Source organism: Sporosarcina koreensis (assembly GCF_042655825.1).
Lineage (GTDB): Bacteria > Bacillota > Bacilli > Bacillales_A > Planococcaceae > Sporosarcina > Sporosarcina koreensis.
This window is the reverse complement of the sequence record NZ_JBHSNP010000011.1, coordinates 12,165-33,454: the sequence shown is the minus strand read 5'-3', so window position 1 is coordinate 33,454 and position 21,290 is coordinate 12,165. Positions and strand designations below refer to the sequence as shown.

18 protein-coding genes are annotated in these 21,290 nt (G+C 45.7%); 5 read left to right on the top strand and 13 right to left on the bottom strand.

Annotation, left to right across the window (positions count from 1 at the left end):
* The first annotated feature begins 15 nt into the window (after positions 1-15).
* The 5 genes from ACFPTP_RS06730 (at position 16) to ACFPTP_RS06710 (ending at position 5,126) form a co-directional block, all read left to right on the top strand.
* Positions 16-1,119, top strand: coding sequence for an ABC transporter ATP-binding protein (locus tag ACFPTP_RS06730; protein ID WP_381443165.1), 1,104 nt, complete (start codon positions 16-18; stop codon positions 1,117-1,119).
* Entirely contained in the window at positions 1,112-1,936 is an 825-nt protein-coding gene (locus tag ACFPTP_RS06725; protein ID WP_381443164.1) for an ABC transporter permease, read from the top strand. Before ACFPTP_RS06730 ends, ACFPTP_RS06725 begins: the two co-directional genes overlap by 8 nt.
* Positions 1,920-2,720, top strand: coding sequence for an ABC transporter permease (locus ACFPTP_RS06720; RefSeq protein ID WP_381443163.1), 801 nt, complete (start codon positions 1,920-1,922; stop codon positions 2,718-2,720). Before ACFPTP_RS06725 ends, ACFPTP_RS06720 begins: the two co-directional genes overlap by 17 nt.
* On the top strand, positions 2,717-3,787 hold the full coding sequence (locus ACFPTP_RS06715; RefSeq protein ID WP_381443162.1) for an ABC transporter substrate-binding protein: 1,071 nt from the start codon (positions 2,717-2,719) through the stop codon (positions 3,785-3,787). The genes ACFPTP_RS06720 and ACFPTP_RS06715 overlap by 4 nt, the downstream gene beginning before the upstream one ends.
* Before the next feature lie 142 nt (positions 3,788-3,929).
* Entirely contained in the window at positions 3,930-5,126 is a 1,197-nt protein-coding gene (locus tag ACFPTP_RS06710) for an MFS transporter (protein WP_381443160.1), read from the top strand.
* A gap of 42 nt (positions 5,127-5,168) precedes the next feature.
* Here ACFPTP_RS06710 and ACFPTP_RS06705 read toward each other — a convergent pair whose 3' ends face one another.
* The 13 genes from ACFPTP_RS06705 to fadH form a co-directional block, all read right to left on the bottom strand.
* On the bottom strand, positions 5,169-7,763 hold the full coding sequence (locus ACFPTP_RS06705; protein ID WP_381443159.1) for a VWA domain-containing protein: 2,595 nt from the start codon (positions 7,761-7,763) through the stop codon (positions 5,169-5,171).
* Entirely contained in the window at positions 7,747-9,513 is a 1,767-nt protein-coding gene (locus ACFPTP_RS06700; protein ID WP_381443157.1) for a vWA domain-containing protein, read from the bottom strand. Before ACFPTP_RS06700 ends, ACFPTP_RS06705 begins: the two co-directional genes overlap by 17 nt.
* 14 nt (positions 9,514-9,527) lie before the next feature.
* A complete protein-coding gene (locus ACFPTP_RS06695; RefSeq protein ID WP_381443156.1) occupies positions 9,528-10,400 on the bottom strand; it encodes a DUF58 domain-containing protein in 873 nt (290 codons plus the stop codon).
* Positions 10,400-11,392 (bottom strand): AAA family ATPase, encoded by a 993-nt coding sequence (locus ACFPTP_RS06690; RefSeq protein WP_381443155.1) that lies wholly within the window; start codon positions 11,390-11,392, stop codon positions 10,400-10,402. Before ACFPTP_RS06690 ends, ACFPTP_RS06695 begins: the two co-directional genes overlap by 1 nt.
* 22 nt (positions 11,393-11,414) lie before the next feature.
* Positions 11,415-12,869, bottom strand: a complete 1,455-nt coding sequence (locus ACFPTP_RS06685; RefSeq protein ID WP_381443154.1) for a hypothetical protein — start codon at positions 12,867-12,869, stop codon at positions 11,415-11,417.
* Between the two features lie 13 nt (positions 12,870-12,882).
* Positions 12,883-13,731: an ABC transporter permease gene (locus ACFPTP_RS06680; RefSeq protein WP_381444187.1), complete on the bottom strand. Its 849-nt coding sequence runs from the start codon at positions 13,729-13,731 to the stop codon at positions 12,883-12,885.
* The gene (locus tag ACFPTP_RS06675; RefSeq protein WP_381443152.1) at positions 13,728-14,657 is read right to left on the bottom strand and encodes an ABC transporter ATP-binding protein; all 930 of its coding nucleotides are present in this window, start codon (positions 14,655-14,657) and stop codon (positions 13,728-13,730) included. Before ACFPTP_RS06675 ends, ACFPTP_RS06680 begins: the two co-directional genes overlap by 4 nt.
* Positions 14,654-17,071 (bottom strand): hypothetical protein, encoded by a 2,418-nt coding sequence (locus ACFPTP_RS06670; protein ID WP_381443151.1) that lies wholly within the window; start codon positions 17,069-17,071, stop codon positions 14,654-14,656. Before ACFPTP_RS06670 ends, ACFPTP_RS06675 begins: the two co-directional genes overlap by 4 nt.
* Before the next feature lie 80 nt (positions 17,072-17,151).
* A complete protein-coding gene (locus ACFPTP_RS06665) occupies positions 17,152-18,042 on the bottom strand; it encodes a LysR family transcriptional regulator (protein ID WP_381443149.1) in 891 nt (296 codons plus the stop codon).
* The gene (locus tag ACFPTP_RS06660) at positions 18,029-19,516 is read right to left on the bottom strand and encodes an MDR family MFS transporter (RefSeq protein WP_381443148.1); all 1,488 of its coding nucleotides are present in this window, start codon (positions 19,514-19,516) and stop codon (positions 18,029-18,031) included. The genes ACFPTP_RS06665 and ACFPTP_RS06660 overlap by 14 nt, the downstream gene beginning before the upstream one ends.
* Positions 19,517-19,606: 90 nt before the next feature.
* Positions 19,607-20,044, bottom strand: a complete 438-nt coding sequence (gene cbpB / locus ACFPTP_RS06655; RefSeq protein WP_381443146.1) for a cyclic-di-AMP-binding protein CbpB — start codon at positions 20,042-20,044, stop codon at positions 19,607-19,609.
* Between the two features lie 118 nt (positions 20,045-20,162).
* A complete protein-coding gene (locus ACFPTP_RS06650) occupies positions 20,163-20,399 on the bottom strand; it encodes a hypothetical protein (RefSeq protein ID WP_381443145.1) in 237 nt (78 codons plus the stop codon).
* A 72-nt stretch (positions 20,400-20,471) separates the two neighbouring features.
* Positions 20,472-21,230 carry a 2,4-dienoyl-CoA reductase gene (fadH, locus tag ACFPTP_RS06645; RefSeq protein ID WP_381443143.1) on the bottom strand — a complete coding sequence of 253 codons (759 nt, stop codon included), beginning with the start codon at positions 21,228-21,230 and terminating at the stop codon, positions 20,472-20,474.
* Between the last annotated feature and the right edge of the window lie 60 nt (positions 21,231-21,290).

Below are 21,290 nucleotides of genomic sequence, written 5' to 3'. Positions count from 1 at the left end.
GGGGGAACTACCAAAATGACAAATCAGCCGATTATCCGCTTTGAGAATGTCATGAAGAAATACGGCGACGGAACGACCGTATTGGATAATGTCTCATTTGAAATGGAGCGCGGAAAGTTTTACACATTATTAGGTCCTTCCGGTTGCGGAAAGACGACAATCCTACGATTGATAGCAGGCTTTATCGAACCGACGGAAGGGTCGATCTACTTCAACGGTAAAAAAATCAACAACGTCCCTGCAAATGAACGTCAAGTGAATACAGTCTTCCAAGATTACGCACTTTTCCCCCATCTGAATGTATATGAGAATATCGCATTCGGCTTACGGATCAAAAAAGTGAGTAAGGATGAAATCGACAAACGGGTGAAAGAAGCATTGAAATTCGTCAACTTGGCGGGCTATGAGAATCGGGAAATTACGGAAATGTCCGGCGGTCAACGTCAGCGGGTGGCGATTGCACGTGCCATCGTCAACGATCCTGAAGTGATTTTGCTCGACGAGCCATTATCCGCATTAGATTTGAAGCTTCGGTCCGAAATGCAGTACGAACTTCGCGAGTTGCAACAGCGGCTTGGCAAGACGTTTGTCTTCGTCACGCACGACCAAGAGGAAGCACTTGCCATGTCCGATGAAATTTTCGTCATGAATATGGGGGCCATCCAGCAATCGGGCACTCCTCTTGACATTTATGACGAGCCGATCAACCGATTTGTTGCTGATTTCATCGGTGAATCGAATATTGTATCGGGCCGGATGATCGAGGATTATGTTGTTGAATTCACAGGCAAGCGTTTCGATTGCGCGGACGCCGGCCTCCAACCGAATGAAAAAGTCGATATTGTCCTTCGACCGGAAGACTTGGAAATCACGACAGTCGATAAAGGCAAATTGAATGTGACAGTCGATACGCAATTGTTCCGCGGCGTCCATTATGAACTATCGACATACGATCAGGATGGCAATGAATGGCTTGTCCACTCTACGAAGAAAGCGGAAGTCGGAGCGAAGATCGGTCTCGATTTCGATCCTGAGGACATTCACGTTATGCGGTTGAACGAATCGGAAGAGGAATACGATGCAAGACTCGAATCCTATGGAGCGAACGACGATGAATAAATCCCGCCTACGTTCAATCTACTCGATCCCTTACACAGCTTGGATCCTGTTGTTCGTCCTGGCACCGATTGCATTAATCGTCTATTATTCCTTTTTCGACTTGGCAGGCAACTTCACGCTTGCGAATTACCGCAACTTTTTCACGTCCGTCTATCTCAAATTGACGATCAGCTCGTTTTGGTATGCATTCCTTATTACATTCTTTTCATTGCTGATCGCCTATCCGACGGCGTATTTATTAACAAAGACAAGACATAAGCATCTTTGGCTATTGCTCATCATCATCCCTTCTTGGATCAACCTATTGCTGAAGACATACGCTTTCATCGGGTTGATGGGGCTATATGGGCCGTTGAATGCATTTTTGGAGACCATCGGCATCGGTAAGCAGCAAATTCTGTTCACCGACTTCAGTTTCGTGTTCGTCTCCGTCTATATTTTCATCCCATTCATGATTTTGCCGATATTCAATGCACTGGACAAATTGAACCCTGCTTTGATCGACGCATCGCGTGATCTCGGGGCAAGCTCTTGGACAACTTTCAGAAGGGTCATCTGGCCATTGACGACAAACGGTGTGAAATCTGGCATCCAAGTCGTCTTCATTCCCGCGTTATCATTGTTCATGATTACAAGGCTCATTGCCGGGAATAAAGTCATCACGCTCGGAACGGCCATAGAACAGCAGTTTTTAGTGACGCAAAACTGGGGAATGGGCTCGACAATCGCCGTCTTCCTCATCGTCTTCATGTTCATCATCATGATCGTCACGAATGGTAAAGAAAAGGGGGCTTCAGACAATGGAAAAGCTAGGTAAGCTTCCGAAACTATATTTAGCAATCATCTTCATTATCCTATACGCCCCGATTTTCTATTTGATTTATTACTCATTCAATTCGGGCGGCGGGATGTCCAATTTCGAAGAATTTACATGGGAGCATTATGCTGCAGTTTTTGAGGACAAGCGATTGATCATCATCGTCCTTAATACAATCATCATCGCCCTGCTTTCCGCGCTATTGTCGACGGTAATTGGCGTCATGGGAGCTTTGGCGATCTACTTCATGCGCAATAAAAAAATGAGGAATGCAGTGCTTTCCTTGAACAATATTTTGATGGTGAGTCCGGATGTCATTATCGGGGCGTCATTCCTGATCTTGTTTACGATGATCGGTGTGAAGCTCGGATTCGCTTCTGTTCTGATTTCCCATATTGCTTTCAGCATACCGATTGTCGTCATTATGGTGTTGCCGAAGCTGTCGGAAATGAATTCATCGTTGATAGACGCCGCACTCGATCTCGGCGCGTCCAGGAAAGATGTCATGACGAGGGTCATTCTCCCTTTTATTAAACCAGGCATATTCGCTGGGTTTTTCCTCGCTTTGACATATTCGCTTGATGACTTCGCTGTCACGTTCTTCGTAACTGGTAATGGCTTCTCGACATTATCGGTTGAAATCTATTCGATGGCTAGAACAGGCATCAGCTTAACGATTAATGCACTTTCCGGACTCATCTTTATCATTACAGTCGCTTTAGTGCTCGGCTACTATGCAATTAGCCGGAAATCGAAGACGCCACTTGCGGGGGTGAAGAAATGAGATCACTTATCCAATCAGCCATCCTGATTCTTCTTGTTTCCGGCATATTGCTTTTCATCAATGCCGAGTTGAGTGAAGGAAGCAAGTCAGGCAAAGGGACGATAACGGTCTATAACTGGGGGGAATATATCGATCCTGATCTGATTAAGCAATTCGAAGAGGAGACGGGCATCAAAGTCATCTATGAAACATTCGATTCGAATGAAGGCATGATGAGCAAAATCGAACAAGGCGGCACAGCCTATGATATTTCCGTTCCATCCGAATACACAATCGAAATGATGAAGGAAAAGAATCTTCTGTTGCCGATTGACTATAGTAAAATCCCGAATATCAAACATGTTGATCCATATTTCCTGGATCTGCCTTTCGATCCCGGCAATGAATACTCGGTCCCCTACTTCTGGGGTACTGTTGGCATTGCATTCAATCCGACATTACTGGAAGGGCAAACGTTCGAGAGCTGGGATGATCTATGGGATCCTTCTTTGAAGCAACGTGTCATCCTTGTCGATAGCGCGAGGGAAACGATCGGCATGGGTCTGAACTCGTTGGGATACTCCTTAAATTCAACTGATCTTGATGAGCTTCGCGAAGCAACCGACAAATTGAAGACGTTAAGCCCGAATGTGAAAGCGGTCATCGGGGATGAAGTGACGCAGCTCATGATCCATAACGAAGCAGCCGTCTCACTGACATGGTCGGGACAAGCTGCAGATATGATGGATGAAAATGAAGATATCGATTATGTCATTCCCGAGGAAGGATCGAACTTATGGTTCGATAATATCGTTATTCCGAAAACCGCAAAGAACATCGACGGCGCACATGCTTTCATCAACTTCATGCTCGACCCTGAAGTGGCGGCACAAAATGCCGATTACGTCGGCTATTCGACTCCAAATTTGACTGCGCTTGACTTGATGGACCCCGAAGTCGTCGAGGATGAACGTTTTTATCCCGACGAAGAGACGCGAAGCCACTTGGAAGTGTATAAAAATTTAGGACTAGAACTATTAGGCGTCTACAATGAACTTTTCTTGGAATTCAAGATGGATATGAAATGATTCGTCAATCGCCCTTAAACGATCAACCCGTTTAAGGGTGTTTTTTTGAAATGGGATGTAGGCATTCCATTAAGTGTTCTTATGCTTCTATGGTAAGATATTGCAATAACAAGAAATCGTTTAGAGGGGCGGATGGCCTTTAATGGAGAAACAATCAAACAACTTGGCTTTATACATACTGATGTTCAATATGTTCATTGCTATGGCAGGCATCGGACTCATCATACCGATCATGCCGGAATTTTTGGGGACATTCGGCGTCGCCGGAAGAGTGCTCGGATTCCTTATCGCAATTTTTTCGTTTGCACAATTCATTTTTTCTCCTATTTCAGGGGATTTATCCGACCGGCACGGAAGAAAGAAAATCATTATTTTCGGTTTAATCATTTATGGATCTGCACAGCTTGCATTCAGCTTGTCGACTGAACTTTGGATGCTTTTTGTCGCCCGGTTCTTTTCCGGCATGGGGGCAGCATTCATCGTTCCCCCGATGATGGCGTTTGTCGCAGACATCACTACATTGGAAGGCAGGGGCAGAGGGATGGGGCTGTTAGGGGCATCCATGTCACTAGGCTTCATGATCGGTCCTGGAATCGGTGGATTCCTCTCTAAGATCAGCTTGCTCTTTCCGTTTTATTTTGCCGCGGGGGCTGCCATATTTGCAGCGATTCTCTCGATTTTCATTTTACCGAATCCGGCGCCTTCCGTTTCAGTCGGGGAAGTGCTCGTGAAGAAGGAAAATCTATTCGAGCAATTAGCACGGTCGACGAAAACCCCCTATTTTGTCATGTTGATTGTCATGTTCGTTTTTTCCTTCGGACTCGCGAACTTCCAATCGACCATTTCCTTGTATGTTGACCATAAATACGGATACACCCCTTCTCAAATTGCGGTATTGATAACAGTCGGCGGCTTTGTCGGTGTAATTGTCCAGACGTTTGTCATCAATCATTTATTTAAGAGATTTGGGGAAATGCGTATCATCCTATTCAATTTGGTCGTTGCAGCTATTTCGATGATAGCGATTCTTTTCGTAGATATCTTTTGGACAATCCTACTCGTCGCAACGATATTCTCAACGGCAACTTCCCTGCTACGTCCAGCGGTCAATACGCTCGTATCGAAGCTTGCGGGCGAGGAGCAAGGATATGCTGCCGGGATGATGAATGCGTATATGAGTTTAGGAAATATGGTCGGCCCGGCTCTAGCCGGATCCATTTTCGATGTCAATATTACATTCCCTTATATCCTAGGCACTGCCATTCTCCTCATCTGCTTCGGAATCGCATCTTTCTGGTCGAGAAAAAACACACTACTCCTCGCCTCGACGAGGACATAATGAAAACCCTTATCTCCACAAAAACGGGAGATAAGGGTTTTTCTAACGTTTCTTTTTCGCTTTCAATAACTCTGCGACATGGTCATCCGCTTTGACCTCCGGTACTTCTTCGACACTTATTTCTTTTCGATTGAGCAAACTTGAAAACATGCCGAAGCGGCGAAGTGTAATATCGATGAAAAACAATATCATCGCGGTCAAAATGAGCCAATCCGCAATCGGCTTCCGATCCCCGCTTTTAAACGGATGCGGGCGGAAAACTTCTGCGGGATCTTCAAGATGCTTACCGCCCGTCCTCTCGGCTATTTTCTCAAGCAAAGCGACATTCGGTTCCGATGGTTTGTATTCCGCACTATAAGGGACTGATACGCCTGCTTCGAACAGACCGCCTTTATCATCGGAAATGCCGAAGAAGACGAGGCCCGGGTCCGCTTCTAATGTGACCCTGACTTTCCCGGGCGCCAATGGTTCCGACTGGTAAGGTACCTCTTTCCCCTGCTCATCCACAATGGCAATTTCCAAGAACGCCGATTTCCTGGAACTATCGGTAATCGTATAAGTGCCTCCACGATCATGCGTGATCAGATAAGGAACATCCTCATAAGACGGAAGCAATCTTGAAACTGCTGTATTCCAGAAGCCGGAATAGCCTTCCCATCTTGCCAGATCCCCAGACCACTTCCCCGTTGAATCAGAGGTGAACGCAATCGTTCGACCAAGTCCGTACATCCATTCCGCGATGACGGGGTCCTCCTTTGGGCTTTCAGCAACGATTGTCGCAGTGCCTTTCGGTGTCGTCGCAACATAGGCATTCATCTGAGGGACGCCTTCCTGGAAGATTGACGTCCATTCAGGAACATTACCTAGTGAAACATAGAATGGATCATCCTCGATATACGTCCTCGTCAGCATCGATGTTTCCCGGGTCAATATCGCCGGAATCGTGGATTCGTCAACAGCATTGTAGAAGCGGCCGCCTCCGATGTCCGCCAACTCCTCCAATAATGCGCTGTCCGCATCGGTTCCGATCGCCACTGTCGACAATGTGACATTCGCAGTTTTGCCTTCCGCTATGATGTCTTCATAATCTGGAGGCATGGATGATTGGCCATCCGTCAACAGGATGATATGCTTTCGTTGAAGCTTCAGATCCGCCAAATCCTCGTACCCTTTTGCGACAGAAGGGAAAATATCGGTTCCTCCACCTACCGGAATGGACAAGATTTGATCCATCGCGTCTTGTTTATCCCGCAAAGGGCCAACTGGAATGACTTCCCAAATTTCATGATCAAATGCCGTGAAGCCAAAAGTATCATCATTCCGAAGCAACTCCACTGCCCGAGCAGCCGCTTCCCTCGCAATAACGATTTTTGATCCCGACATACTACCAGAGCGGTCCAATGAAATGACAAGTCCAAGGGATGGCAGTTGCTCTTTCCCCTTCACTTCCATTTCGACGGGCAATAAACGCTCGATCGGTGACTTGAAATAGCCGCCTAACCCATAGCTTTCGTCGCCTCCAACCATCATGAATCCTGTACCGAAGCTTTTGACCGCCTGCTCAATGACAGTCATTTTATGTTCCCCGACTAGATGACCCGGCACATTGTCAAAGATGATTGCGCTGTAGCCTAAATAGCCGGATAATGATTCAGGTAGATTTTCGGCATCCATTACGTCAACTTCCATCGCATGCCTGTCAAGGAGAGACGGGATGACGGATGGGCTTCTTTCTGTTTCTACAACTAGTACTCTCGGAGATTGTTCCAGCATCGTGACGGAAAGCATCCGGTTGTTTTCAAGAAGGCCATCGTCAGGCACGATCAGCTTTGCTTCATATTTCAACAGGCCCGTTCCGCTTGTCTTATGATGGAATGCAAATTGATTCGCACCTTCGTCAAGGGCCACCTGCTCACGAATGATCTCCTCATCATTCAAGTAGATGAGCAATTGGCCTACGGTTCGTGTGGATGACTCCACTTCAACGCGCAATAATTGCCGCTCCCCTTCAAAGGCGGTCCTTGGCGTCTCGAATAATGAGATAGAAGCATCTGCAACATTCGTTCGCCGCAACACGACTGTGTCGACTTGAACATGGCTATTTTCATATTTCGGCAACAGCTCTTCAACTGATCCTTCCGTCTCCAGTCCATCGGATAATAGGACGATTCTCGTCGCCAGATCAGATTTTGCAACCGCCGCGGATAAATCAAGCGCGTTTGCGATATTCGTTGTACCATTCGATTCCATCGGTTCCAGCTTCGGCACTTCCAATTCGGCATCCGTCAATCGGATATCTGTCCGGAAAGACCCTGCAAATGAATAAATACCGACGGATTGATTCGCATTTCTCGCCTTCAAGCTTTCAGCAATCCATTCTTCTGCTGATTGGCCCGCCTCTGCTACCGAAACGGAGCGATCGACAACAAAAATGATCTGCTCCTCGTCATCGGGCAACAGCATATAAGGAACGGTAAGGGCAAAAACGATACAGAGAATGACCAGGCTCCTTAGAGCGTAGAGTATCGTCCCTTTACTCGCGATTCGCATGTTTGAAGACTTCCAAGCATAGACAAAGTAAAGGGCGATCGGTATGAGCAGCAATAGCCATAACGGCTCCTCAATTCGGATATCCACGACGTCTCTGCACCTCCCACTCTATTAATAAAAGAAGGAGGACTGGCAAAAGGAGAAGCCATCCGATCATTTGTTTACCTTCTTCTTTCCCATTTTCATCGGCAATTCCAGCCCCGAGTTTAAAACTTGAGCCATTGGCACCCGATTTCTCCTCCTGCTCCAGTTGAACGGTTAAATACCTTTCCGTTCCGCCGTCCATCAATTTATAAATACCCGGTTTTGATGGGGCGACAAAATTCCCTCCAGATGGATAAGTAGCAACATACTTATCATTGATCGTGAAAACCTCGATTCCATCCGTTCCACTGCCTGTCAATAAAGCTTTCCTTTCATTCGGAGTGAATGTACCGGCCACATCACTTCCGGAACGCAGCATCTCCATCGAACTCCAAAAGAATAACGGAAACGAAGGGTGCAAAGGCCAATCCGTCAACCCAATATCCGTCAAGATGATAATATCGCCTCTCGGTGATCGCTGGATGAATGGCTTGCCATCTATTGCTGCCAACGTTGAATAACCATCAAAAGGCGGATAGAGGGCACTTATATAAACGTTATCGATTGATGCGATGGAGAACAATGCATCATTCGTAGATTCTATTTCACCAGCTACCGGCTCGGCAGTTGAATCATTCCTCCCTATCAAAAGGATCGGTTCAGTTCCTTCCTCCAAAAACGATGTTTCATTCGTCACGATCATTGCATGGTCTCTTGCTGCTGTCATTTCATTGATGGAACCCGAACTGACAGAGAGTCCAATTGCTTCAAAGGCTTTCTTCACCAATTCATGCAGCTGATTGTCAATAATCACTTCTGAAGATTCATCGCTTACGATGATATACGCCTCATTATCGATCATATAGTCATCTTCCACTTCCAGATGCACATGGAATGCCGGCAACGCAGGCAAGTCTTTGAATGATAGAAGAGTGTCTTCATTTTCGTCAACGGAAAATTCCTGTTCAGCCAATTTCCCGCCAGTCAACCCATTATTCACAATCACCTTGCCCATTTGTTTGGCAGATGTTTGATTGGATAGCTTCACAATGGCCTCTGTACCATCCGCAGTATGTATGGCGCCGAATTTCCCGATTGCCACATTATCGATCGGCTGTTCATTGTTATGGACGATCCAGGTAATGCCGCTTTCACTTTCCATGAACGATGAACGGTCAAGATAATCAGTGAAAATATGGACATCCGCCCCCTGCTCTGAGGCGATTGATCGGACAAATTCCAGTGACCGTGCAAGATGTTCATGCTCATAGTTCAATTCCAGTTTGTCAATCGCGTCAAGGACAAGGCGCTTATCAGCTTCTTCCCGAAGCAATAGTGAAGGCTCCTTCCCTGTCGTAATGATGGAAATCGGCCCCTCCGCGTATTTTTCAGTGAGCGCACGCATCTTCTCCTTATTCATTTCCAATAACGAATGTTCATCACCTTTGGCAGCCATGCTCGCGGAAGTATCCACGACGAATATTGTATGACCTTCGGTGATTGTATCCTTTGGCAAAAACGGGCGTAGTAATATGAACAGCAATAGCAATAATGCCGCCATCTGCAAATAAAATAAGGCATTTCGCTGCAAATTTTTCAAGTAAGGTGAAACCTTTGTCTCGCGCATAGATCTTTCCCAGAACAAAGTTGAAGAAATCGTTGTCGTCACATACTTCTTTCGGAAAAAATAATAAAGAAGGACGGCCAACGGGAAAATTGCCGTCCATAGATTACTGAATTGATCGAACCCCACTTAGCCGCCCCCTTTCAACGCAACCATCCGGCATGCCTCATCCTTTTCGTAAAACTGTCCATTGCGCCTTCCGCAACTTCTGTACGTAAAAGCTGGATTCCGTATTTTCTCGCCATTGCCGTCAGTTCCGCCTCATGTTTCAATTTCTTCTCTTTATATTCCTTGACGATTCTTTGATTCATGGATACTTCCACGACTGATCCACTTTCCACATCGACAAGGCGGACATCCCCTTCGTATTCAGGGAGCTCTTCCATCGGCGAGTGGACAGTTAAGATCCGGACATCTTTGCAAATTCCCGGCAATCTTCTGAACAGCCGCTCCCATTTCTCCACTTGTTCCAAACCATCGGTAATGATGAAGAGGACTGTCATCGCTTTAGGGACATGCTTTAACACTTGATCTGCAAAATCCCCATCAGAAACCGGTCCTTGCAATTGCGAAACATATTTTGAGAATGAAGCCCGATGCAATGCGCCCTTTTTCCGGAAGAAGTTACTTTGATCAGCTGACCATGTGGAAAAGGAAACGGTATCTCCGCTTTTTAATCCGATATGCCCTAATCCGATCGCCAATTGACGTGCGAAATCCCATTTTCCATCCGTACCCATCGATTTCGTGGAATCAAGCAGTATATGTACCCGCATCTCTTGTTCATCCAAAAACTGCTTGATAAACGGCTTATCCGTTCGGGCGAATACATTCCAGTCGATATGACGCAGATCATCACCCGGGTGATATTCCCTGAAATCTGAAAAATCCAATGAAGTTCCTGTTTTACTTGAGCGATGCGTCCCTTTATGATGGCCCAGCCGTCTCGCTCTGGAGACGATCGATAGCGATCCTAATCGTCTGGATAGCCGATCGGGAAATAGTTCCTCTCTCATCAGACTTGCGCCCCTTGGCGAATGTCCTCCAATAGACGATCGATAAGCTTATCGACGTCGATCCCTTCCGCTTCCCCTTCATAATTGATGAGGATCCGATGCCTTAAGGCAGGTTTGGCGACTGTTTTGATATCCGCAATCGACACATGGAAACGGCCAGCCATCAACGCTCTCGCTTTTGCCAATCTGATGATGGATTGCAATCCACGGGGACCGCTGCCGTATTGGACATATTGATTCCAATCATCTTCTTCTCCTGTTCGATGATGTGTAGCCGATACAAGATCGACAGCATAATCCATCATTTCATCAGCAATGACAACCGTTTTCGCCATTTCCTGAGCAAGGACAATCGTTTCCGTATCCATCACTTTTTTAATGGCAACGGTATTCGGCCCCGTTGTCCTTAACATAATCTCCTTCAATTCTTCCTTAACGGGATACGGCAGTAAAATTTTGCATAAAAACCGGTCCATTTGAGCTTCAGGCAAAGGATAGGTCCCTTCCATCTCAATCGGGTTCTGCGTGGCAAGCACGAAGAAAGGTCTAGCCATCTTCCTCGTTTCGCCAAGCACTGTCACGGTTTTTTCGCCCATCGCCTCAAGCAAGGCGCTTTGGGTTTTTGGCGTCGCACGGTTGATTTCATCTGCTAGCACCATTTGGCTGAAAATCGGCCCTTCTTTGAATACAAATCGTTGAACGCCTTCATGATTCCTCTCCAATATGCTCGTTCCGGTAATATCGGCGGGCATAAGATCCGGAGTGAATTGAATACGGGAAAAAGACAAGTCCAAAACTTCGGATATTGTGCGAATTAACATCGTCTTTCCTAAGCCGGGCAATCCTTCGAGCAAAGCATGCCCATCCGCTAAAATGGAATATAACGAGAATTCCACGGCTTCTTGTTGTCCTACAATGAATTTACCGATTTCTTCCCGTACTTCTGCTAGCGTCTTGCTCATTTCTTCAAATTGTTCAGGTGAAAACGACATGTGTACAACTCCCATCCATTAGTCATTCAATTGATGAAAAGTAATCGGAAAGGACCCGCTGTAAATCTGCAGGGAGATTCATTTTATCCGAACCTTTCAAATAGGCGTCTTTATAGCTTCCGACCACTTCTTGATAGGGCCGTAATGTTCCTCTTTCAACAAGGCCTTCACGTTCATTTTCTTCGATGAACTCCCCTTCGCCAAGTTTTCCTCCTACGACGGAAGGATCGGTGTAACCGCCAAATCGTTCTGAGGGAATCGCAAGTAGATTCCGTCCGCCTTGACCAGTTCCTGCTCCCGATCCTTGGCCTTGACCTTGGCCTTGGCCTTGACCTTGACCTTGGCCTTGACCTTGGCCCTGACCTTGGCCTTGACCTTGGCCCTGACCTTGCCCTTGCCCTTCGCCTTGACCTTCGCCTTGACCTTGCCCTTCGCCTTCGCCTTGACCTTCGCCTTGACCTTGCCCTTCGCCTTCGCCTTGACCTTGGCCCTGGCCTTGACCTTGACCTTGACCTTGGCCTTGACTGCCTGTTTGACTGCCAACCTGGGACTGGCCAGTGCCGGGTTTGGCGTTGGAGTTTGTACCGGCTTGGCCGTTGTTTGCTGCAGGAGGGGTTCCGGCACTTGCCAAAGCTGGCAACGATGGGGCTTTGCCGATTTTATTCAATGCTGTTTGCGCTTTTCCTGCTTGCTGCGCGAGTTGGTCAACAATCGATTTAAGTTCTTCTAGCTCCAATTCCTCGGACTCGCTTAAGCCATTTTCGGAAGCTGTCTTCTTTTCGGCTAATCGCTGTTCCTTCAGCTTGAATTCTTTTTGTTTTTTCACCAATTCCCTCAATGTTTCCTCGGTGGTTTTTGTTTCTTTAAGTTTCTCTGCAAGCTCTGCCAACTCTTTTTTCTGCTCAGGATCTTTTTCTTTCTTGACGAGCTCCGCCACTTCCTTCTTCAATTCCTCGATGATTTCCTTTTCTTTTGCGACAGCTTTTGCTTCCTGCTGTGCCTCTGAAGGGAACATAAGCAATAGGGCGGAACAAGCAAGCAAGATCAAAAAGCCCGCAAGCATTTTTCCATTCACGTATTTTTTATCCCGTTTCCTGAATTTCGAAAAAGCATTGCTGATTGCACGTTCTGCCCGTTGCTCAATTGCTTGTGCAAAATCGGATTTCTTAACCCGATCATCTAAAGCGGTCACGAGTAAATTGTCTGGAACATATTGATCCAACTTCCAGACAGCTTCATCTCTGCGAACGTTCTTAAGAATCAGCACAACAATCGTAATCACAATAGCGATGACAGCGATCCAAAAAGCAACCCATTCATAATGAGGCAATATGAACAGTCTGGAAGCAGCAAGGAACAATGCGGACAACAAAGCAGTCATGAAAAGCCCTGCTTGCAGCATATAGACAGATCGTTCGAAGCGCATTGAGACAAGAGCCCTTCTGACATATCGATGCAATGCTGTTTTTTCTTCCATCCGTCTCACCCCATCATTTTAATCTTTTCATATTGACACGTAGTTTTTTTACGGCGATGAATAGTGCAACTACCGTAATGATCCCGTAAAAAATCAAATAGCCTGCCCAAATTGGAAAATCGATCTTCGTCATTTCAGAAATCGACCTGTTCAATTCAGGGGAGAGGAATGTCGCGAATAACACCGCCGGATTGATGGAGGCTAAAAACTGTCCTAGATAAGACGGTGATGTCACTGTACCCATCTGACTAAATGCTTTCATTTGAATGACGATAATGAACAGAAAACCGGTCACTACAGATAAGAAAAGCATTGTACCGTATGTGGCAATCATTGAGACAACCGTTCTGCGAATCAACGTGGAGAACATGACGCCTATGCTGCCGATTGCAAGCAATGTGACAAACAAGAAGAGGAATATCTTTACGAAATCGGCTGGAGAAATTCCTCCAAATAAGAAGACCAAACTATAAACAGGAAGCCCCGCAACAATGAGCAGCAATAGAAAAGCCACAGAAGAAAGCATTTTCCCTGAAATAATCTGAAATGAACTTTGTGATGTCGTCAACAGAATCGGCAATGTCTGTTTCTCCCTCTCAGAGCTGATCGATCCCGCCGTCAAGCCCGGTGCAGTAAACAGGACGAGGCCCAGTTGGATAAAAGAAAGGAAGGCGAACAGAACAAAACTTTGACTCGGTCTGAAATAGGAAGTACCCGTCATATTGACCGTCAGGAATATATAACCGAAGACGAAAATACACATAGCCAACAGAAAGAAGAGAATTCCATTGAAACCTTTGAAGGTCCGGAATCTCAGCTTCAATTCCTTAAAAAGAACCGGATTATTAAAGTTCATCTTCAGTCCGCTCCTTTCGTTATTTCCATAAAGACATCTTCCAAGTTCGTGTCATGCTCCATGAAAGAGACAATCGGTAAATCATTAAGTATCGCCCGTTTCAGCATGTCAATCTGTTCCACTTCCTCACCTCTGTATATGAAAGAAATCCCTTCTTCGTCATCGAGCCTTTCAATAGAGGTGACAAATGGCTGCTCTTCAAAAAATGCGATTGATTCATCGATTTTCGCCGCCAAGCGGACTGTTATCGTTTTCTCGCCTTGCAGTTTTTTCTGGATTTCTGCAACCGAACCGTGAGCTATTAATTTACCATTATCAATGACGCCGATTTCATCACACATCTCTGCCAATTCAGGTAAAATATGCGAGGAAATCAAAATCGTTTTCCCCATGCCTTTCAACGTCTTCAATATGTCACGCATTTCAACCCGTGCCCTCGGATCCAACCCCGAAGCCGGTTCATCCAAAATGAGCACTTTCGGATCATGGATGAGACATCTCGCCAAGCATAATCGTTGCTTCATCCCACGGGATAATAAGTCAACATATGAATATCTCTTGTGGGACAGATTCACCAATTCCAACAGTTGCGGAATTAGTTTCTTTCTTTCCTCTTCGGGTATTCCATAACTCGCACCGTAAAAGTCCAGGTATTCATCGGCTTTCAATTGATCATACACTCCAAAAAAGTCCGGCATATAACCGATCAGTTTACGGATTTGAGCAGGTTTTTCCCGCACACTCACTCCATCGATGAAAACATCACCTGAAGTCGGCTGCAATAATGTAGAGATAATTAGGAATGTCGTTGATTTGCCGGCACCATTGGCACCGACAAATCCGAAGACCGTTCCTTCATCCAGCGTCAAATTCAAATTATCGAGCGCGGTAAATTGACCATATTTCTTCGTCAAACCTTTAATCTCAATCATTTCTTCACCTCGCCATGCAACTTAATTTCAGGCGCTTGACCTTCATTGCCATGCTGCTTATTGATGAATTCTATTTTGACCTTCACTTTTCCATCAGCGGAAATATAATCTTCAATCGAATCCAACGTCAACTTCCGTTCGGATTCAAGTGGATCATAGGTTTCTGTTTTTGCGTTCCATATTTGCAATGTGTAGAGCTGCTTTTGAATTTTCGAAATGTCCATCGATTTCCAGACGGAAACTTTTTGCATCAAATCCTCAGGCACTTGCCATGTTTGAATATACGTATCCTCGTCGAAGTAATACGTATTCGCCACATAGCCGACCGGGTGGGCCTGTATGCTATTTGCTTCGGAGATCATCGTCATGTTCATCATTTCCGGATCGACCGTGAATTCACCGCTGAATTCGACTTTCGGTGTGAATGACTGCGACAGCATCGTTAAGGAATCCGTAGCCGCTTTTGTCTTTTCCAGTTCTATCGGAACGATTTTTGTATCTGTATAACCGATGAGCGCCGGCTTCGGATCATTGCTCATAAACTCGCCCGAAAATGTGATGAGACTGTCTTTTCTCATTTTCATCAAATCATCAGTCGTACTTGGCATTTGCCCCATATACATCGAATTGGAAGAACGTTTCCGAACCAATGTCGAAGTCTTCAATGTTTCATTCACCTTCAGTGTCTCGCCAGGACCGAGATCTCCGATTTTTATTCGGCTCGTTCCAGACCAGATTGCAATTTCCTTCACTGAGAATGGAAAGTTATTTGTAATCTCACCTGTAAGTTGTTTGTCTTTGACTGTTAGGTTAATATCGAAATTTCCGACTTCATCCAACGTAGTTTGCCCATAAACTGTGGCGACATCCCAGTAGCCAATATCTCTGAGATGCAAGTTCGAACCTGTTGCGCTTCTTTCAAGAACCGCCCGTTTATGTGAATTCGCCCCCATAGGAGATGGTCCGAACAGTCCCATCGAATATGGGGTGTACGTGGACATTGTTGTCTCTTTTGGCGCGGTGAAAACAAAATCGCCTGCTTTGTTCGTCAAAATGGATTCGACGAAATAACCGGAAATTCTTCCATCCTGTTCAACGTCGAAAACGGAGGTTTGCTGAAGTTGCGCTTGACTAATCCGATCCCTTGCACCATAAGCGAAAATGATGATGGATACCGCAACAGAGATGGATGGGATGATCCACCATGCATGTTCCCTTTTGTCTTTCCGTTTTAATACGATATATAAGACCGGGATAATAATAATGATGTAGAAAATGATCACACCGAATAGAAATGGTGCGGAAACTTTAAAGGAAGGAAAAAGTTCATTTGGATTTCCGATTGTCCAACGCAATGATTCCATCGGATCGTTATAATACGGCATCATCCCGCCTGAAGTCACTGATTGGCTTGCCGAATCGAGCAAGTTTTTCCAAACCGCCGGGGCTCCATGCATTTTCGAAAACGGTTCATCTCCGACCGAAAAAGTTGTTTGCAAAACAAGCCCTTTGCCTAGCGGCTTTGATGCGGCAAGAATGTCAGCCCCTTTGGAAAAAATGATTTTCGAATCAGGATTCAAAGTCGCTTGTGCAAGCGAGACTTCCTGATCGAAATCTTCCCTCGATGTCCATTCATTGAATACTTCAGGACCGATTGTCTTCTTACCATTTAGCGCTAACGGCAAATGCTCCGCAAATACCCCTGACTCCGTCTCCAAATGATCGGAACTTCCGAAAATGAGGATGCCGCCTGAGCGGACCCAGTTCAGTATGGCATTTTGCTCAGCCCCCGACATGTCCGCAATTGGATATTCGTCCACGATGATCATATCCGTCGGTCCCCATCCCGCTGCCTCTTCAGGCAGTTTTAATGCCGCGATTTTTTTAGCATCGATCATTTGGGTGCTCGGATAGTTGGCAAGCCGCATTCCTTTCAAGGCCGACAAACGGTCGATATTGTCGGTGAATACCGTCATGATTTTCGTGTCGTCATGATACATTGCGACAGTAATTTGCTGAGTTCCTTTATGCGCGATTTCTTTGCCCTTCTTCCATCCTCCTTCATAAAAAAAGATGGATTTGTTATTCATCCCGTACATATTGAAATCGAACATTTTTTGATTGATGAATGTCACAGTTTTCGTTTCACCTGCTGCGATATCCAGCGAAAAAACTTCTCCAATACCGGATTCATATGACTGTTGTGTGTCAATGACCATGTCACCGGTAAATGCGGATGATCCGTTATTTTCGATTTCGACTGTGATCGGAGCTCCTTTGCCGTATTTCGCTTTTCCGTCAAAACCGGCAGTCACCTTCACTTTTAGTTCAGGCGCGGCGGATGCGTGGATCGCCGGCACGAATAAGCAAAAGGCAAATATGGCGATTATGATTCCCCATTGTTTCTTCCACATGTTTACTCCCCCTATTGGACACCGCCAATATTCTGTATACCTTTCCTAATTAGTACGTAGCAAAATTAGGAAAGTTCCCTTCACTTTAATTCTTTTCTCAATTTTTCGGCATGCGCGTTGAGCACTTCAGTAAAGGCGCTAACTTGCTTCAGCTCAAAAATGGAGTCATAGCCAATCAACCATGTATCCCGCGTCAGTTCGAATTCCTCCTCACTATTGAGTAAAGGAATTTTATTCACTTTCTCATTACCCGCCAATGTAATGGACGGCAAAATCGCATAGCCGATTCCATTCAAAGCGAGCTGCTTGCACGTTTCAATCTGGTCGACTGTAATTTGCCTTTTTGGGTATTGCAAAAAGTGACGCTGCCACCATCGCTGGATTTCCATATAATAATTCGAATCACTTTTAAATTGAATGAATGGACGTTCAGTTTCCAACAATTCATTGATGGACGTAATTTCCTGATCGACCAAATAGAGGCGATCCCTGAACAAATACGATTTCCTGCTTTTCCAATCGACCTGTCCGCGGACAATTCCTATATGCGCTTCCCCTTCATAAAGGGCCTTCACAATTTCAGAACTCCATCCCGTCATTAATGAAACCTTTGCATCCGGGTACATTTGAACGAATTCTTTCAGCACTTGCGGAAGCCAAGTTTGACCGACAATGGATGCGCATGCAATTTTAAGGGTCCCATGCACTTTATCCGCCAAAGAAGCGATCATCTCAGCGGTTTCCTCTTTTTTCAGGATGGTCTCTTTTGCGAACGCAATGACAAGTTCACCAGCAGGGGTCGGCTCGAGTCCTTTTTGGGAACGGACGAATAACATCGTTCCCCAGTCCTTTTCAATCGTCTGCAGGCGTTGAGACAAAGCGGGCTGTGATAAAAATAGCCGTTCAGCCGCCTTTCGCATATTGCCTTCCTCTGCCAATGCTTTAATGATTTCCAACTCAGTTGTTGTCATGAAGAACCACCTTTCCTCTCGGTATCCGCAATATAAGCAGCAGGCTGATAATTGCAAATAAGAGTACAGCCACATACACCCATTGCAACGATCCATCGAGAGCTTGCTGTAAGATTTCCATTTTTGTTGTTCCTAGTGTCGATCTTGACTCCTCTGTCAATAACAGATTAATATCGTTCACCTCATAATCTAGGTCTTTTCCCCGGAAAGCAGACATCAATGATCCATTCAACACTGCGCCAAAAATGGCTGCTCCAACAGTATTTCCGAAGTTTCTCATGAACATGTTCGCTGCAGTCGCTGATCCTCTTTGTTCACGGCTGACAGCTCCTTGGATTGTTACAATGAAGGAAGTGCTCGTCAAGCCCATTCCGACTCCGACGAAAAAGCTGGAAAATGCAGCCCATAGCGGACCAGATTCTCCCGTCATCGCAACAAACATGAGAGAACCGGCAACAAGGGATATGCCTCCAGCAAATGAAACCGTAAACGTTCCGAACCTGATCAATAAATGGCCCGCAACGGAAGAAGCGATTGGCCACCCGATCGACATAGCCGTCAATGTGAACCCTGCAATCATGGCCGACTGCTCCATGACACCTGTCACATACGTCGGCAAATAAGAGGAGACGCCGATAAGGATGACGCCTGTTGTCAGTGACACGAGATTGGCGTAAAGGATGACCGGGTTCTTCCAAATGGAGAACGGCATCATTGGATCTTCCGCCTTCCTTTCAATCCATATGAACAAAATAAAGAGCGCTACACCTAAAATGATGAGAAGAAGACTTAACGATGAGGATCTGTTAAAGGATTGTCCCCCTTCAACGAGCCAAAACAATATGATCGATAAAGAAGTTGTCAAAAGCACCGCTCCCTTATAATCAATCGCGACCTTTCTTTCGGTTTTCGGCTCATGAAGGAAAAAGTAAATGCCAACCATAGCAAGAATGCCTAACGGTACATTGACCCAAAACACATATTTCCAATCCCAATATTGGACGATCAATCCTCCAATGACCGGTCCAGACACCGCCGATATGCCCCAAACACTTGATAAATACCCTTGGATTTTTGCACGTTCCTCGGTGGAATAAATATCCCCCACGATTGTTGTCGCTATCGGCATGACGGCTCCCGCACCCAGACCTTGGATCAATCTGAAAACAATGAGCTGTTCCATGGATGTTGCAAATCCGCAAAGAACGGAGCCGAAAAGGAAAATAGATAAGCCGACGAAAAAAATCGGCTTACGGCCGAAAAGATCCGCAAGCTTGCCGTAAATGAGGACGGTCACTGTACTCATAAGCAAATAGGCAGAAAAAATCCAACTGTATCTTGAAAAGCCCCCAAGTTCACCTGCAATCGCCGGCATTGCTGTTGATACGATCGTCGCCTCAACCGCTCCGACAAACATCGCAAGCATGACGGATACGAGGACAAGCGGTCGATTCGTCTTTTTATGTAGTTTCATACGTATTCCCCTTTCCACCAAAAAGGCCGATAAATAGGAAAAGGCCCCGATTGGAGCCTTCTATTCAAGGAAAAATCCTTGGAACAAAAATTACTTCGTGTACAGATATTTTTTGAATTCCTTCAACATGACTCTTCTCGTCAGTATGCCCGCAAATGTGCCGTCTTCTTCAGTGACACATAGGAATGTATGATTGATGAGCAAGTCTAATCCTTTTTGGAATTTATCAGTTGTTTTAATAGCTGGGATGTCTGTTTGCATGATGTGATCGACTTTCAGATCAGCCAGCTTTTCATATTCGATCCGTTCCAATCCCAAGATGGAGTCTGTAATCATCCCGATCCCTAGAAGTCCCCTTAGTTGGTTCTTTACATCAATGACAGGTATTGCAGAATAACCGGTTTTCGTCAGGACGAGAAGGGCGTGTTCCGCGTTATTGCCGACTTGCACACATGCCACTTTTTCAGCGGGAATCAGATAATCGGCAATCGGCACCTGAAGAAAATCCCTGTTATTTACAGAAATCATTGAAATTCGCTCCTTCTGAACATAAGCTGTCTTAACAATTCTACAACCCTATCATACCATAAGAGTCAGTAAACATCCCATCGAAATATGAAAAAGGGAGCAGAAGAAAACCTCTTCCCTAAACGGAAGAGGCCCAATAATAGAAAATGACAAATAATATGAACAGGGTCGTAACGCCGATCACCCAGATAATCGGGTTCAATGAAAACGGATGATCTTCAATGGCTTCCGGTATTCTGTGGTCTTTTTCAGTGAACGACGATGCAGCGATTGCATCCCATTTCCTGACTGCCTTCCATCCGATTAGGCCACATATTACAAAGACGATCGCTGTCGGAATAATCCATATAGCCATTTTGGATAAAAACCTCCCTCTGCACCAATTTGAATTAGGGTGTGCAGATTGAGGAAATTGATACTATTTTTATTAGAACGGATATTGATTGAGCCATTGGCCACCGTCTAGTGTGACGATTTCGCCGTTCATGTAGGAGGCTTTGTCGGACATGATGAACGCTGCTAGTTCGGCGATTTCTTCCGGTTGGCCTACACGCCCGAGCGGGACTGAGTTGATTGTGCGTTTCACTGCTTCTTCGGATTGGAATAGGCGTTCTGCGCCGCCTGTGCGTTCAATTGGGCCTGGCGCGATACCGTTCACCCTGAATCCGAATTTCCGTCCCCATTCGACTGCAAGTGTTCTTGTCAATGACATGACACCGGCTTTTGCGGCAGCCGAGTGTACAACGCCAGGACCGGCGTCCCAGGCATATGTTGCAAGCATATTTAAAATGGCGCCTTTTTGACCTTTTTTAATCCAGTAGTTTCCGACCGCGCTTGTGCAATAGAATGTTCCATTCAACACGATGTCAATGACGGACTTCCAGCCATTCGGCGAAAGTTCTTCAGCATGCACAATGAAGTTTCCGGCTGCATTGTTCACGAGCCCATCGATTTTGCCGAACTTTTCATCGGCAAATTCAACCATCCCTTGTACGTTTTCAATATTGCGCACGTCCATTTGATAAGTATGTGCTCGTTCCCCTATTTCTTTCCGTGCTTCTTCCAAGCGGTCTGCATCACGTCCCGTTATGATGACATGTGCGCCTTCGTTAGCGAATTTCTTCGCCATATATTTCCCCATTCCGCTTGATCCGCCTGTTACGATAATCACTTTGTCTGTAAACATACTAATCCCCCTTTTCTTATGAATGAATATTCACTCATAATTGTATCATAGCTATCTATT

Coding starts and splice junctions, on each gene's coding strand:
- ACFPTP_RS06730 (WP_381443165.1), top strand. CDS start 16: ATGACAAATCAGCCGATTATCCGCTTTGAGAATGTCATGAAGAAATAC.
- ACFPTP_RS06725 (WP_381443164.1), top strand. CDS start 1,112: ATGAATAAATCCCGCCTACGTTCAATCTACTCGATCCCTTACACAGCT.
- ACFPTP_RS06720 (WP_381443163.1), top strand. CDS start 1,920: ATGGAAAAGCTAGGTAAGCTTCCGAAACTATATTTAGCAATCATCTTC.
- ACFPTP_RS06715 (WP_381443162.1), top strand. CDS start 2,717: ATGAGATCACTTATCCAATCAGCCATCCTGATTCTTCTTGTTTCCGGC.
- ACFPTP_RS06710 (WP_381443160.1), top strand. CDS start 3,930: ATGGAGAAACAATCAAACAACTTGGCTTTATACATACTGATGTTCAAT.
- ACFPTP_RS06695 (WP_381443156.1), bottom strand. CDS start 10,400: ATGAGAGAGGAACTATTTCCCGATCGGCTATCCAGACGATTAGGATCG.
- ACFPTP_RS06690 (WP_381443155.1), bottom strand. CDS start 11,392: ATGTCGTTTTCACCTGAACAATTTGAAGAAATGAGCAAGACGCTAGCA.
- ACFPTP_RS06685 (WP_381443154.1), bottom strand. CDS start 12,869: ATGGAAGAAAAAACAGCATTGCATCGATATGTCAGAAGGGCTCTTGTC.
- ACFPTP_RS06675 (WP_381443152.1), bottom strand. CDS start 14,657: ATGATTGAGATTAAAGGTTTGACGAAGAAATATGGTCAATTTACCGCG.
- ACFPTP_RS06670 (WP_381443151.1), bottom strand. CDS start 17,071: ATGTGGAAGAAACAATGGGGAATCATAATCGCCATATTTGCCTTTTGC.
- ACFPTP_RS06665 (WP_381443149.1), bottom strand. CDS start 18,042: ATGACAACAACTGAGTTGGAAATCATTAAAGCATTGGCAGAGGAAGGC.
- ACFPTP_RS06660 (WP_381443148.1), bottom strand. CDS start 19,516: ATGAAACTACATAAAAAGACGAATCGACCGCTTGTCCTCGTATCCGTC.
- cbpB (WP_381443146.1), bottom strand. CDS start 20,044: ATGATTTCTGTAAATAACAGGGATTTTCTTCAGGTGCCGATTGCCGAT.
- ACFPTP_RS06650 (WP_381443145.1), bottom strand. CDS start 20,399: ATGGCTATATGGATTATTCCGACAGCGATCGTCTTTGTAATATGTGGC.
- fadH (WP_381443143.1), bottom strand. CDS start 21,230: ATGTTTACAGACAAAGTGATTATCGTAACAGGCGGATCAAGCGGAATG.